The organism is Kosakonia sp. SMBL-WEM22 (assembly GCF_014490785.1).
Classification (GTDB): domain Bacteria; phylum Pseudomonadota; class Gammaproteobacteria; order Enterobacterales; family Enterobacteriaceae; genus Kosakonia.
The window spans coordinates 189644-201687 of the sequence record NZ_CP051488.1 but is presented as its reverse complement, the minus strand read 5'-3'; the positions used below and the strand labels follow the sequence as shown (position 1 = coordinate 201687).

11 protein-coding genes, 1 tRNA gene and 1 other RNA gene are annotated in these 12044 nt (G+C 56.4%); 1 reads left to right on the top strand and 12 read right to left on the bottom strand.

Translation table 11 applies throughout. The features are described 5' to 3' along the window. Positions 1 to 396: 396 nt before the first annotated feature. From dppF to dppA, 5 genes are all read right to left on the bottom strand, one after another. Complete coding sequence (gene dppF, locus HF650_RS01015; RefSeq protein ID WP_187800818.1) at positions 397 to 1410, bottom strand: dipeptide ABC transporter ATP-binding subunit DppF; 1014 nt, start codon at positions 1408 to 1410, stop codon at positions 397 to 399. Then, entirely contained in the window at positions 1397 to 2389 is a 993-nt protein-coding gene (gene dppD / locus HF650_RS01010; RefSeq protein ID WP_187800817.1) for a dipeptide ABC transporter ATP-binding protein, read from the bottom strand. The genes dppF and dppD overlap by 14 nt, the downstream gene beginning before the upstream one ends. A 10-nt stretch (positions 2390 to 2399) precedes the next feature. Beyond that, positions 2400 to 3302: a dipeptide ABC transporter permease DppC gene (dppC, locus tag HF650_RS01005; RefSeq protein WP_187800816.1), complete on the bottom strand. Its 903-nt coding sequence runs from the start codon at positions 3300 to 3302 to the stop codon at positions 2400 to 2402. A 9-nt stretch (positions 3303 to 3311) separates the two neighbouring features. Beyond that, positions 3312 to 4331: a dipeptide ABC transporter permease DppB gene (gene dppB, locus HF650_RS01000; RefSeq protein ID WP_187800815.1), complete on the bottom strand. Its 1020-nt coding sequence runs from the start codon at positions 4329 to 4331 to the stop codon at positions 3312 to 3314. Positions 4332 to 4472: 141 nt separating this feature from the next. Further along, positions 4473 to 6080 carry a dipeptide ABC transporter periplasmic-binding protein DppA gene (gene dppA, locus HF650_RS00995; protein WP_187800814.1) on the bottom strand — a complete coding sequence of 536 codons (1608 nt, stop codon included), beginning with the start codon at positions 6078 to 6080 and terminating at the stop codon, positions 4473 to 4475. 857 nt (positions 6081 to 6937) lie between these two features. Between dppA and HF650_RS00990 the strand changes: the two genes are divergently transcribed. Continuing rightward, positions 6938 to 7138, top strand: coding sequence for a hypothetical protein (locus tag HF650_RS00990; RefSeq protein WP_187800813.1), 201 nt, complete (start codon positions 6938 to 6940; stop codon positions 7136 to 7138). Positions 7139 to 7141: 3 nt separating this feature from the next. Here HF650_RS00990 and HF650_RS00985 read toward each other — a convergent pair. The 7 genes from HF650_RS00985 to HF650_RS00955 all read right to left on the bottom strand — a co-directional run bounded on the left by HF650_RS00985 (position 7142) and on the right by HF650_RS00955 (position 11832). After that, positions 7142 to 7273, bottom strand: a non-coding RNA gene (locus HF650_RS00985) — RtT sRNA. Between the two features lie 29 nt (positions 7274 to 7302). Further along, positions 7303 to 7379: transfer RNA gene (locus HF650_RS00980), tRNA-Pro, on the bottom strand. A 90-nt stretch (positions 7380 to 7469) separates the two neighbouring features. Beyond that, positions 7470 to 9152, bottom strand: a complete 1683-nt coding sequence (gene eptB, locus HF650_RS00975; protein ID WP_187800812.1) for a kdo(2)-lipid A phosphoethanolamine 7''-transferase — start codon at positions 9150 to 9152, stop codon at positions 7470 to 7472. A gap of 212 nt (positions 9153 to 9364) precedes the next feature. Beyond that, positions 9365 to 9796 carry an organic hydroperoxide resistance protein gene (locus HF650_RS00970; protein ID WP_187800811.1) on the bottom strand — a complete coding sequence of 144 codons (432 nt, stop codon included), beginning with the start codon at positions 9794 to 9796 and terminating at the stop codon, positions 9365 to 9367. Between the two features lie 103 nt (positions 9797 to 9899). Next, positions 9900 to 10160, bottom strand: coding sequence for a Txe/YoeB family addiction module toxin (locus tag HF650_RS00965; protein WP_054802690.1), 261 nt, complete (start codon positions 10158 to 10160; stop codon positions 9900 to 9902). After that, positions 10157 to 10447 (bottom strand): type II toxin-antitoxin system Phd/YefM family antitoxin, encoded by a 291-nt coding sequence (locus HF650_RS00960; RefSeq protein WP_223284246.1) that lies wholly within the window; start codon positions 10445 to 10447, stop codon positions 10157 to 10159. Before HF650_RS00960 ends, HF650_RS00965 begins: the two co-directional genes overlap by 4 nt. Before the next feature lie 182 nt (positions 10448 to 10629). Further along, the gene (locus tag HF650_RS00955; RefSeq protein ID WP_187800810.1) at positions 10630 to 11832 is read right to left on the bottom strand and encodes an MFS transporter; all 1203 of its coding nucleotides are present in this window, start codon (positions 11830 to 11832) and stop codon (positions 10630 to 10632) included. Between the last annotated feature and the right edge of the window lie 212 nt (positions 11833 to 12044).

Below are 12044 nucleotides of genomic sequence, written 5' to 3'. Positions count from 1 at the left end.
CGAACCGAAGCGGGAATGACAAGGTCTGGACGCCATGGATGGCGGACAGAGGCGAACCGAGACAGGACAAAATTGCCGGGAGCAATTTTGAACAGCGCTTGCGCTGGCCCCGAAGGGGCGAGTCCCATGGATGGGACGAGTAAACCGAGTTCCAGAATGGAACGAGTAAGTCGAGTCGAGCCGGCCGCGGTCAGGCACGCGGGAGGTGAGCGCAGTGCGCAGCACCGATTTCCTTGCGGGGCCGCGGGGATTGACAAGGGGAGCGCGGCCGCTCCCTTTGTCCCGTTCACCGCATAAGTGGTTAATGAAACTCCCCAGCGCCTGGTGAACGGAACCATTCCTCTGAGGTAATCTCATTGCCGGATGGCGCTACGCTTATCCGGCCTACAAATCAGCTTACACCTGCGGGATCTCGCGGTTCTCATCCTTATCCACCGCGAAACAGGCCACCAGTTGACCGTTGTACTCCTTCAACTGCGGCTGCAACTGCGTGCAGGGGCCGAAGCGACGGCTACAACGGGCATTAAAGGCACAGCCCGGCGGCGGGTTAAGCGGGCTCGGCAGCTCGCCGGTGAGCTTAATGCGCTCGCGGCGATCGTCCGGGTTAAGGCGTGGTGTCGCGGAGAGCAGCGCCTGGGTATAAGGATGCCGCGGGTTGGCAAAGATCTGCTCTTTGCTGCCCTTCTCCACGCAGCGGCCGAGATACATCACCATCACCTCATCGGCAATGTGCTCGACTACCGACAGGTCGTGCGAGATAAAGACGTAGGAGAGCCCCAAATCCTGCTGCAGATCCATCATCAGGTTCAGCACCTGCGCACGCACGGAGACGTCGAGCGCTGAAACCGGTTCGTCGGCAATCACCACATCCGGGTCGAGCATCAGACCACGGGCGATGGCAATACGCTGACGCTGACCGCCGGAGAACATATGCGGATAGCGGTCGTAGTGCTCGGTTTTCAGCCCCACTTTCGCCATCATCGCCAGCGCTTTCTCGCGGCGCGCCTCTTTGCTGAGCGAGCTGTTAATCAACAGCGGCTCTTCGAGGATCTGCCCCACTTTTTTACGCGGGTTGAGCGAACCATAGGGGTTCTGGAAGACGATTTGGATTTTCTGCCGACGCAGCTTCTGCGCCTGCGGATCGTGCTTGAGCAGATCCTGGCCCTGGTAGTAGAGTTCGCCGCCGGTCGGCGTTTCAATCATCGTCAGCAGGCGGCCAAGCGTTGATTTGCCGCAGCCGGACTCGCCGACCACCGCCAGGGTTTTGCCGCGCTCCAGCGAAAACGAGACACCGTCCAGCGCTTTAACCAGGCGCTCCGGGGCGAAAAAGCCCTTCTTCACCGGGTAGTGTTTTTTCAGGTCGATCGCCTGCAACAGCGGCTGCTGCGAAGTGGCCTCATGCGTACTCATAATTCGGCCTCCCGGCATCATCGAGTGGGTAGTGACATTTGGACTGGCGGCCGCCGTCGACGGTGTTCAGATCCGGCTCATCGACGCGGCATTTGTCCGTCGCATAGGGGCAGCGCGGGTTGAGCAGACAGCCGCTCGGACGGTCATATTTCCCCGGCACCACACCCGGCAGCGATGCCAGACGCGCTTTGTCCTGGGCAAACTCCGGCAGCGCGCGCAGCAGCGCTTGGGTGTATGGGTGACGCGGCGCGCGGAAGATATCCCGCGCTTCGCCCGCTTCCACCACCTGGCCTGCATACATGACGATGATTTTGTGCGCCGCTTCCGCCACCAGCGCCAGATCGTGCGTGATCAGGATCAGCGCCATGTTCTTCTGCTGCTGCAGCTCCAGCAGCAGCTCGATAATCTGCGCCTGAATAGTCACGTCGAGCGCAGTGGTCGGTTCATCGGCAATCAGCAGCTTCGGCTGGCAGGCAATCGCCATCGCGATCATGACGCGCTGGCTCATACCACCCGAAAGCTGGTGCGGGTAAACGTCCAGCCGCGAAGCCGGGTCGGGAATGCCAACCTGGTTGAGCAGGTCGATCGCCCGCTGGCGGCGGGTTTTCTTATTACCGCCCTGATGCACTTTGATCGCCTCCATAATCTGGAAACCGACCGTGTAGCAGGGGTTAAGGCTGGTCATCGGATCCTGGAAAATCATCGCCACTTCCGAGCCGACCAGGCTGCGGCGCTCTTTTTCGGAAATCCGCGTTAAATCCTGACCGTTAAACTCCAGCTTCTCTGCCATCACGCGGCCGGGGAAATCAATCAGTCCCATGATTGCCAGCGAGCTGACCGATTTACCGGAGCCGGATTCGCCAACGATGCCGATCACTTCGCCCTGGTTTACGCTGTAGCTTACGCGGTCTACGGCGCGGAACTCGGCACCAACATCGCCGAAGTGCACCGATAATTTATCTACATTTAATAACGCCATCTCGAACCTCTTACTGCTTCAGTTTGGGGTCGAGCGCATCACGCAGTCCGTCACCCATCAGGTTAAATGCCAGCACCGTCAGCAGGATCGCCAGACCCGGGAAGGTCACGACCCACCAGGCACTCTGTGCGAACTGCAACACGTCGGAGAGCATGGTGCCCCACTCCGGTGTTGGCGGCTGTGCACCCATGCCGAGGAAGCCAAGGGCAGCCATATCGAGAATGGCGTTAGAGAAGCCGAGCGACGCCTGTACGATCAGCGGCGCAAGGCAGTTCGGGAAAATATTGACGAACATTTGACGCATCGCACCTGCCCCCGCCACGCGGGAGGCGGTCACATAGTCGCGGTTCACCTCCACCAGTACGGCGGCGCGCGTCAGACGCACATAGTGCGGCAGGGCGACAAAGGTTAGCGCCAGCGAGGCGTTAACAATCGACGGGCCGAAGATCGCCACCAGCACCAGCGCCAGCAGCAGGCTCGGCAGTGCCAGCATGATATCGACGACGCGCATAATGATGTTGTCGATAAGGCCGCCGAAGTAGCCCGCCACCAGGCCGAGGATAATCCCGGCGACCAGCGACAGCGCCACCACCAGGCAGCCAACCAGCAGCGAGAGGCGCGCGCCGAACATCAGGCGCGACAGCGTGTCGCGGCCCACATCGTCGGTGCCGAGGATGTGCGTCCAGGTGCCGCCATCCTGCCACACCGGCGGCGCCAGCAGCGCATCGCGGAACTGCTCTGCCGGGTTATGCGGCGCGATGAAGTTGGCGAAGATGGCGATAATCAACATCACCACGACATAGGCCAGGCCGACAACTGCGCCTTTGTTGCGTTTGAAGTAGTGCCAGAACTCCTGCATCGGCGTCATTGGCACCGGCGCAGTGATAACTTTATTTTCAGTAACTTGTGACATGATGGCCCCTTACTTCTTATGCCGAATACGCGGGTTCACCACGCCGTACAGCAGGTCGACCAGCAGGTTGACGAGGATAATCATCGTCGCGACCAGCAGCACCCCGCCCTGCACCACCGGATAGTCGCGGCGTTGCAGTGCATCAATCAGCCAGCGGCCAAGGCCCGGCCAGGAGAAGATGGTTTCCGTCAGAATCGCCCCTGCCAGCATGGTGCCGACTTGCAGACCGATAACCGTCACCACCGGCAGCATCGCGTTGCGCAGGGCGTGGACGATAATCACCCGCATACGGGTCAGCCCTTTGGCGCGCGCGGTGCGGATGTAATCTTCGCCCAGCACTTCCAGCATCGAGGAGCGCGTCATACGCACAATCACCGCCAGCGGAATAGTGCCGAGCACGACTGCCGGCAGGATCATGTGCGCGACGGCATCAATAAAGTTGCCCTCTTCGCCCCAGATGGCGGTGTCGATGAGCATAAAGCCGGTGAGCGGGTTGGTGTCATCGAGGAACACCATATCGCTGACGCGCCCGGAGACCGGCGTCAGGTTTAGCTGCACCGAGACCAGCATAATCAGCATCATGCCCCACCAGAAGATCGGCATGGAGTAGCCGGTTAGCGCCAGGCTCACGGCGGTGTGATCGAAGATGGAGCCGCGTTTGACCGCAGCGAGTACGCCCACCGGAATGCCGACGGCAACGGCGAAGATCATCGCGCAGACGCCCAGTTCTAGCGTGGCTTTAAAGCGCGGCACGAATTCGTCCCACACCGGAAGACGGCTCTTCAATGAGAGACCTAAATCGCCGTGCAATACGCCCCACACATAGTGGACATACTGTTCCCACAGCGGCTTGTCGAGACCGAGCTCGGCCAGCAACTGAGCGTGACGCTCAGGGGAGATACCACGCTCACCCGCCATGATCATCACCGGATCGCCGGGGATCATATGGACAAAGGCAAAGGTGAGAAGGGTGATACCGATAAACGTCGGGATAACTAACCCCAGACGTCGGAGGATGAACTGCAACATAACCCGGATTCTCAGTAGTGACGCGACGCCTGGCGACGGCACGTCTGTATTGCTCACAAATGTATTTCCACTCTCATTAAAAGAGGGAACAGACCTTTCCCCCTCTCCCAGCGAAGAGGGGGAAGTCAGGCATTTTACTTATTATTCGACAGAGACGTTTTCGAAGTGGTGTTTGCCTAATGGATCAACCACATAGCCTTTCACCTCTTTACGCACTGGCTCATAGACGGTGGAGTGCGCGACGATCAGCGCCGGAGCCTGGTCATGCATCACTACCTGCGCTTGTTTGTAGAGCTCAATACGCTTGTTGTGATCGTCAGTGGCGCGCGCCGGCTGAATCAGATCTTCAAACGGCTTGTAGCACCAGCGTGAGTAGTTGGAACCATCTTTCGCCGCTGCGCAGCTGAACAGGGTGGCGAAGAAGTTATCCGGATCCCCGTTGTCACCGGTCCAGCCCATCATGACAGCCTGGTGCTCGCCCGCTTTCGCGCGCTTGAGGTATTCGCCCCACTCGTAGGTAACGATTTTGGCCTGTACGCCCACTTTCGCCCAGTCAGACTGAATCATCTCAGCCATACGGCGCGCGTTCGGGTTGTAGGGACGCTGTACCGGCATCGCCCACAGCTCAACGGTGAAGCCCTTCTCATGACCGGACTCTTTCAGCAGCTGCTTCGCCTTCTCCGGATCGTAGGTGTAGTCTTTAACGTCGTCGTTATAGCCCCACATGGTCGGCGGGATCAGGTTCTTCGCCGCCACGCCCGCGCCCTGATAGACCGCTTTGATGATCGCTTCTTTGTTTACCGCGTAGGTCAGCGCCTGGCGCACTTTCACGTCATCAAACGGTTTTTTCTCGGTGTTGAAGGACATGTAACCGACGTTCAGGCCAGCCTGCTCCATCAGGTTAATGTTTTTGTCCTGCTTCATGCGCGCGATGTCAGCCGGGTTCGGGTATGGCATCACCTGACATTCGTTTTTCTGCAGCTTGGCGTAACGCACGGAAGCATCCGGCGTAATGGAGAAGACCAGGCGATCGATCTTCGGCTTGGTGCCCCAGAAGCCTTCAAACGCTTTGTAGAGAATGCGCGAGTCTTTCTGGTATTGCAGCAGCTGGAACGGACCGGTACCGATTGGGTTGAGGTCAACTTTGTCCGGCGTGCCCGCTTTCAGCATGTTGTCCGCGTACTCTTTGGAGAGGATGGAGGCGAAGTCCATCGCCAGATCCGCGAGGAACGGCGATTCCGGGCGCGTCAACACGAACTGCACGGTGTGATCGTCGACTTTTTTCACTTCGCTAATCAGATCTGGCAGGCCCATGCCTTCGAAGTATTCGTAGCTGCCGCCAGAAACTTTATGGTACGGGTTCTGGGCGTTTTTCTGGCGATCGAAAGAGAACACTACGTCATCGGCGTTGAATTCACGCGTCGGTTTGAACTCTTTGTTGTCCTGCCACTTCACGCCTTTACGCAGGTGGAAAGTGTAGGTTTTGCCGTCTTCGCTGATGTCCCACTTCTCGGCCAGACCCGGAATCACTTCCGTGGTGCCGGTTTTGAACTCAACCAGACGGTTATAAATTGGCACAGAGCTGGCATCGTAAGTGGTACCAGAGGTGAAAAGCTGTGGGTTAAAGCCTTCGGGCGAACCTTCAGAACAATAAACCAGGGTTTTAGCCTGCACGCTTGCCGCGACGGTCATGGCCACCAGGCTAAGACCGAGCTTCAGCATCCCTGACTTCTTCAAGGAAATACTCATTGATTCTGCTCCAATGTGATATGTGTTGTTACCCATGCAGTGGGTATGTCCGACAGGCCTTTTTTTGTTTTTTACCCGGTCTGGTCGGTTGTGCCCGCAGGCGTTATGAGAGATGGGGATTCCTTTCACAAGGTTGACTGAGTTGCAGTACAGATTCTCCATGAAATGCCCCTCATGCCCTACAATCTGTCAACAGAATGTCAAAACGTCAATACAGGTAACCGGGATTTACAACGACGGTGAGAATCGGCAAACAAAGTTAAAAAAAAGTTCAAGCCGCCATATTCAGCAGGGAAATTTATGCTAAGGGCGAGAAAGCAGGATATTCCCCTTATAAAGCGCCCTTACCCAGTGATTAACATTCATGCAGATTATGAAAAATTTCTACCAGGATGATGATTATCTGAGCGGTATATCCCGCGAACGCTAAAACGCACAGCGCAAAATGCTGAGTTTATCCATAAGCAACGCGAAAAAAGATCGTTAGATATATAAATAAATACAATGGAATATCGCAAAAAATAACCGTCAGGCAGCGGGAAGCAGGGATAAGGGGAGTTTCGGTGAGTTTTGATTTTTGCCGGATGGATTGACTGCGGAATTGGCGGTTTGCCGGATGACGCGTGAACGCTTATCCGGCCTACGGATGCATGAATCGATGGTTTTGCCGGATGGCGCGTAAACGCTTATCCGGCCTACGGGGCACTGTCTGCGGAATCGCTGGTTTTGCCGGATGGCGCGTGAACGCTTATCCGGCCTACGGGGCACTGCCTGCGGAATCGCTGGTTTTGCCGGATGGCGCGTGAACGCTTATCCGGCCTACGGGGCACTGCCTGCGGAATCGCTGGTTTTGCCGGATGGCGCGTAAACGCTTATCCGGCCTACGGGGCACTGCCTACGAAATCGCTGGTTTTGCCGGATGGCGCGTGAACGCTTATCCGGCCTACGGAATTGATGGTTTTGCTGGATCGCGTAGGCCTGATAAGGCGAAGCCGCCATCAGGCAATGGTGCGGACGCAGAAAGCAAAAAACCCAACCTTGCGGTTGGGTTTTTCTGAATTTGGTCGGTGCCAGAGGATGACTCGCCACTGCGTGGCTCGCCCTGCGGGCCGTTGCTGCGCAACGTTCTCTCGCTGCGCTCGAGTCGAACCTCCACCCCCGGAGGTTCTCATCCTCTTTACTTCAGATGCAAAAAACCCCGCCGAGGCGGGGTTTTCAAATTTGGTCGGTGATAGAGGATTCGAACCTCCGACCCCTTCGTCCCGAACGAAGTGCGCTACCAGGCTGCGCCAATCACCGAATGCGGGGCGCATCTTACTGCCGCCGGCATGCTCCGTCAATCCTTTAATCGAAAAAAGCTAACTGACTGGCGAGAAAGCCAGCAGCGCGTTACTTCGCGCCCTGCGCCGGCAAACGGCACCAGTTGTTGTTCTCGTTAATCCCACCGTCCGGCGAGGTATAACCGAGGCAACCCATAATGGTGTCGTACAGCTCAACGTGGCGGCGCGGCGCTTTGTAGGCCGCCTGCTGCTTAAGCTGCGCCAGCATTTGTGCCTTCTGCGGGTCTTCAAGGTACTTATCAGACATCCACACCATCATCGGCACGCGGAACTGCTCCGGCGGTGCCATATGGCGCGGCGTGCCGTGCAGGTGCTCCTGCTCATTGATCGACTCACCGTGATCCGCTGCGTAAAACACAATCGCTTTACGGTCGCGCATCTTATCGATCACGCTATCAATAAAGTGATCGACATAGGTCACCGAGTTATCGAAGGAGTTAATCATCTCCTCTTTACTGCACTTGCGATCCACGCCCATACACTCCGGTTTCCACTGCGCGAAGCTGCGCGGGTAACGCTGGGTGTAGTTAAAGTGCGAGCCTTTGGTGTGGAGAATAATCATATGCTTACCGTTGGCGTTATCCGCCAGCGAGCGATCCATCTCGTCGACCAGCAGCATGTCATCAACATGCTTGCCGCGGTTGCGCGGCTCAGCGCCAATCTGCTCTCGGTAGGCGATATTGTCCGCCATGGTGTTGCTGTAGAACCACATTTCGCTCTGCATGGCGTAGAGATCGCTGGAGAAGCCAAGCTGCTTGAGCACCGCGAAAATATTCTGCTCTTTCAGCGTACGCTGCGGGTTGGGCTCCGCGCCGCCTTCGCGCACAAACATACAGCGCAACGAGAGTTTGGTTGCGGTATCGCACGAGTATCCGCGGAAGGCGACGAGGTTCTTCTCCTGCGCCAGCTTCGGCGTGGTATTACGCTCATAGCCGAGCATGCCCATATGGTCCCAGCGCGTGGTCTCGCCGATGATAAACACCACCCAGGTGTCATCAAGATCCTTCGGCGCAACGTAAGTGAACTTCGTCGCCGGGTTCATCAATGAGCTGTTGTCTGAAGACTCATCGACCCGCGCCCAGGCATAAAGCCCCAGCGCCGAAAGCCAGTTGGAGGGCAGATAGGAGTTTGCGACTACGCCGCCGTAGCTTGGCAGATCCACGCCCGAGGCGCGTTCGGTCTGCTTCTGCTGCACATCCATCAGGCGAATCGGCCCCCACACCAGCAGCCCGGCTAACACCACCAGCCCTGCGCTGCGCATGCGCGCGCCAGGCTGACGCAGCTGGCGCAACAGGGTGTCGCGGCAGCGGTTATGCCAGATAAAGAGCAGCGGCAGCGCGCTCACTGCCACGATCCAGGCGAACAGCTGCCAACCCACCACCTCTTTGGAGAGATCAATATCCGTGGTCATCACCGAGGCGATGATGCCGTAGCCAATCACCACGTTAAGGAAAGTCATGTAGTAGCTGGCGGCGGCGGAGAAGACCACAATCAGCGAGGTAAGGATACGCCAGACGCGTCGGCCGAACAGCGACAGGACACGGAGCAAGAAGAAGGTAACCAGTACGGTCGCGACCAGCTCAACGGCAGCGGAGAGCCCTTTCAGCGGGGTGAATGCGTGCGCGTAACCATCGAACCGACGGTAAAACACAGCGCTATTCATAAACAGGCCGATATACAACGCAAGCAGGAAGCTCAACTTCTGCTGGGTTATCGCTTTGATATAGTTCATGCAAGCAACTCAAAAAAGAGGAAAAAGCTCCTGAAAGCGAGAGTCATTCACGCGTCAGGCTAAAAATTGCGAAGGAAGTTAATACGTGAAACTTCTGAAGCGCGCTAAGTAGACCATAGCGGCAGGGAAAAGTGTCAATGGGAAGTGAGATTCGGCCATATATTTACAAAAAATAGATGGCCGATGACAAAAATGTTAACCGCAATCGGTTATCAGGAGGTGATTACATTGAGTTTTACATCAATGTTGCCGCGGGTGGCATTAGAGTAAGGGCAGACAATATGCGCCTTTTGCACCAGCTCTTCCGCCTCTTTGTGATCCATGCCCGGCAGGTGGATATCCAGCTGCGCTTCGATACCAAAACCGGTCGGCAACGGCCCAATACCTACCTGACCTTCAATGTACGCATCCTGCGGCACGTGCTTCTTCTCGCTCGCCGCAACGTGTTTTAGCGCGCCAAGGAAACAGGCCGAGTAGCCCGCTGCGAAAAGCTGTTCCGGGTTGGTTACTTCGCCGCCTGGGCCGCCCATCTCTTTCGGTACGCCCAGTTTTACATCCAGCACCCCATCAGAGGAGGTTGCACGGCCATCGCGTCCCCCGGTTGCTTTCGCTTTAGCACGGTAAACCACTTTCTCTAAAGACATTTGTGACTCCTTCTGTTGGATGAACCTGATTAATAAGGATAGTCGCTTTGCGGAAAGTGTGCGGCGCAGAGAGAGAAAAGCCTCGCGAAAGCGAGGCCAGGCATTAAAGATTTACGTAGTGGTAGCGGCAAGAAACGATGATCAGCGAGTCATCTTTTATGTAGTAAACGAGTCGATGCTCTTTGGTGATGCGGCGCGACCAGAGCGGTTTATGGTGCTTAAGCGCTTCCGGCTTTCCGAGCCCCTGAAAAGGGTGCTCAAGCGCATCCCTGACGAGGGTATCAATCTTCTGCTTTACCTTAGGGTCGTTCTGCTTCCAGAAATCTATATCAGCTTGCGCTTCCGGCGTTATCCTGGGCGTCATTCAAATGTATATTCCTGTAGGTCGCCGCTTTCCGCCTGTTGGATGCTGCGCTCAATATGCGCGGCGTTGACCGGATTACTGAACAGATGAAGCGTCTCTTGCATAGAGGCAAACTCCTCGGCATCGATAACCACCACGCTTTTAGCCCCTTTGCGGGTGACAAGGATCGGTGCCAGCTCGTCATTTGCCTGCTGCATCAGCGAGGCCAGGTTCTGGCGGGCGTCGGTGTAGTTAACATGTTGCATATTCATCTCCCAGGTTCTGTTACGCGAGACACTATAGCTCACGTACAAGTACCTGTACATATAGAACCCCACCCTTTACGCAACGGATGGCAGGGCGAAATCATAGCGGGCCGTGAAAGTTAGCATTGCGATCGCCCGCAACAATCGTTGATGGCGTGAGAAATTCAGAAAATAACAAGGCCGCGACGATTGTCGCGGCCTGCAAAGGTGTAGCCAGTTCGTTATTACGCGTGCGCTTGCTGGTAGACCTCGCGCTGCGGCTGGCGAATGGTGGTGGAGAGCGCCAGCGAGAGGATCAGCAGGGCGAAGATGACACAGAAGGTGACATAAAAGCCGCCGAACAATGAGGCGATAATCGAGCCACAGATGCTACCGATACCGAAACCGAGGTAAATCACGCCGTAGTTTTTCGCCAGGTTGTTGAGGCCGAAGAACTCACTCACCAGCGATGGGAAGACGGTGATGGTGCCGCCGAAGTTGAAAGCAACGCAGGCGATGGCAGCAAAGAAGCTCACGGCGTTCAGCGGTGCGAAGAGCAGTGCGGCCATGCCGACTAATGAAATCACCTGGCCGATAGTAATGACGCGGATGCGGGCAATCTTGTCAGAGAGGATACCCAGTACCAGGCGGCCGCTAAGGTTGGCAATCGCAATCACCGTTACCGCATTGGCAGCCGTCGCCATATCAAGATGTACCATCCCCTGCGCGATATCTTTCGCCACACCAATTACATACAGGCCGCTCATGCAGGCGGTCAGGAACATTACCGCCAGCATCCAGTACTGCGGTTTACGCATTGACTGCGCCAGCGTGAAGTCGTTTTCCACCACACCGTTAATGGTGGAGGCTTTCTGCAACGGTGCATCGGTCATCAGCATCGCGCCGAAGACAATCATCACCAGCGTGATGGCGCCCCAAATCATGAAGGTCTTTTCCAGGCCGACGGTTGCCAGCAGGTGGCTGTCGATAAATTTAAAACCGAGGCTACCAAGGCCGTAAGAGCCAATGGAGAAGGCAGAGATCAACCCTTTGCGCTCCGGGAACCACTTCACGCAGTTAGAGAGGGTTAACAGGTAGCCCGCGCCATCTGCCAGGCCAACCAGCACGCCTGCACTGAGCCACAGCATCATCAAATTGGTCGCATGCGCGGTAAGGAAGAAGCCAAGCCCGAGCAGCAGGCCGGAGGCGATGGTGACGCGTTTCACGCCAAAACGCTCCTGCAGTTTACCGGCTACCGAGGAGGAGAGCGCGAGGCCAAGGCTCAACAAGCCAAAGGAGAAGGCGACCTGGCTTACCGGCTCCCCCAGTTTTTCAGCCAGCGAACTGTTGAACAAACTCCAGGTATAAACCGACCCTAACGCAAACTGCGTGATGATGGTGCCGACCAGCGTCAGCCAGCGAGTGTGTTGAGCAAAGGAACTATTCATGGCAGTTGTCCCGCAGAAGAATAAAAAGGAATTCACTGCCGACAACCATAACGAAGCGCATTTCATGCCTGGGTAAAAAAGGCATGAAATGCAGCGAGAGAGGAATGAAATGCCGCGGAACGGGAATGAATGACCGCTCGAAATATCACTGTAGCGAATAGTAAGTGTGAGTTAGTACATACTATCAATATAAAACGCGCCGCTATTGTTTC

Bases quoted from the DNA above. Each gene is read 5' to 3' on its own strand.
- dppD (WP_187800817.1), bottom strand. From the start codon at position 2,389: ATGGCGTTATTAAATGTAGATAAATTATCGGTGCACTTCGGCGATGTT.
- HF650_RS00955 (WP_187800810.1), bottom strand. From the start codon at position 11,832: ATGAATAGTTCCTTTGCTCAACACACTCGCTGGCTGACGCTGGTCGGC.
- dppA (WP_187800814.1), bottom strand. From the start codon at position 6,080: ATGAGTATTTCCTTGAAGAAGTCAGGGATGCTGAAGCTCGGTCTTAGC.
- dppF (WP_187800818.1), bottom strand. From the start codon at position 1,410: ATGAGTACGCATGAGGCCACTTCGCAGCAGCCGCTGTTGCAGGCGATC.
- HF650_RS00965 (WP_054802690.1), bottom strand. From the start codon at position 10,160: ATGACGCCCAGGATAACGCCGGAAGCGCAAGCTGATATAGATTTCTGG.
- HF650_RS00990 (WP_187800813.1), top strand. From the start codon at position 6,938: ATGGCGCGTAAACGCTTATCCGGCCTACGGGGCACTGCCTACGAAATC.
- eptB (WP_187800812.1), bottom strand. From the start codon at position 9,152: ATGAACTATATCAAAGCGATAACCCAGCAGAAGTTGAGCTTCCTGCTT.
- dppB (WP_187800815.1), bottom strand. From the start codon at position 4,331: ATGTTGCAGTTCATCCTCCGACGTCTGGGGTTAGTTATCCCGACGTTT.
- dppC (WP_187800816.1), bottom strand. From the start codon at position 3,302: ATGTCACAAGTTACTGAAAATAAAGTTATCACTGCGCCGGTGCCAATG.
- HF650_RS00970 (WP_187800811.1), bottom strand. From the start codon at position 9,796: ATGTCTTTAGAGAAAGTGGTTTACCGTGCTAAAGCGAAAGCAACCGGG.